Below are 1506 nucleotides of genomic sequence, written 5' to 3' on the forward strand. Positions count from 1 at the left end.
CCCACCCCCATCAACCTCCCCACCTACGCCTTCCAACACCACCCCTACTGGCTCACCACCGCCACCACCCCAGGCAACCCAACAGACCTAGGACTGGCCCAAGTCGAACACCCCATGCTCGGCGCCCTGGCGGAAGACCCGGCCACCGGCGGGCTGTTGTTCACCTCCCGCTGGTCCCTGACGACGCACCCCTGGCTCGCCGACCACGCCACCGCGGACACCGCTCTGGTCGACCTCCTCATCCGGGCCGGCGACGAGACCGGCACCAGCCACCTCGGCGAACTCGTCGTGGAAGTCCCGCTGTCCATCCCCGCCGAGGGTGGCGTGCACGTCCGGGTCAGCGTGAGTGAGCCCGACGAGTCCGGCCGACGTACCGCGCAGGTCCACTCCCGCCCGGACGACGCGGCACCGGGCGAGCCGTTCACCCGCCACGCCTCGGCCCGCCTGTCCGCCGAGGCCCCGGCACCCGACTTCGACCTCACCCAGTGGCCCCCGCCCGGAGCCGTCCCGATCGAGGACGCCGCCTTCCACGGGTGGACCCAGGGCACCGGTCTCTACGCCGAAGTCACCCTGCCCGACACCGCGGGCGACCCGGACGGCTACGGTCTCCACCCCGCCCTCCTCGACGCCTGTCTGCACGCCGCCGCGCGGCTCACCGGCGCCGAGAGGCAGCTCATCGTGCCGGTCGAGTGGACCGACGTACATCTCCATGCCGACGGTGCCACCGCCCTCCGCGTCCATCTGGCCCTCGACGGCCAGGGCTCGATCAGCATGCGTCTGGCTGACGTCACCGGTGTTCCGGTCGGGTCCGTCGGTGCCGTGGTCACCCGGTCGTTCGACGGGGCGGAGACGGCTCGACCGGAGCGGCCAGAGCGACCGGAGCGGCATCTCTACCGCGTCGCGTGGGAGCAGGCTTCAATGCGGTGGCAGGGCACGTCGTCCGGTGTCGTCCGGGTGGCCACCGCCGACGAAGTGCGCGCGGTGGCCGAGGCCGAGCCGGTCCCCGCCGTGCTAGCGCTGGAGATGTCCGGCGGGGACGCGATCGACGCCGACGCCGTCCGTGCCCTCACCGGCCGTGTCCTGGACGTCGTCCAGGCGTACCTGTCCGCCCCTCGCCTCCAGGACACACGTCTCCTCGCCGTCACCCGTGGCGCTGTCGCCGTAACCGCTGACGAGGCGCTGACCGACCTGCCCGCCGCCGCGGCCGCCGGTCTGCTGCGTTCCGCCCAAGCCGAGCACCCCGGTCGCATCACGCTCATCGACACCGACGGCAGCGTTCCCCTGACGCGACTCGCCACCCCTCTCCCCACCCTCGACGAGCCTCAACTCGCCGTCCGGCAGGGCATGTCGCATGTGCCGCGGCTGACGCGGACCACACCGGAACTCGACGACCGTCCGCTCGATCCGGACGGCACGATCCTCATCACCGGCGGCACCGGCACCCTCGGCCGACTCGTCGCCCACCACCTCATCACCCACCACGGCGCCCGACACCTCCTCCTCACC

General features: G+C 72.6%; 1 protein-coding gene. It reads left to right on the forward strand.

Annotation, left to right across the window (positions count from 1 at the left end; genetic code table 11):
• Positions 1 to 1506: SpnB-like Rossmann fold domain-containing protein (locus ADK36_RS08800; protein ID WP_199830137.1), on the forward strand; the 1506-nt coding region annotated here is incomplete at both ends.

Origin of the sequence: Streptomyces viridochromogenes (assembly GCF_001270495.1) — a bacterium.
GTDB lineage: Bacteria > Actinomycetota > Actinomycetes > Streptomycetales > Streptomycetaceae > Streptomyces > Streptomyces viridochromogenes_A.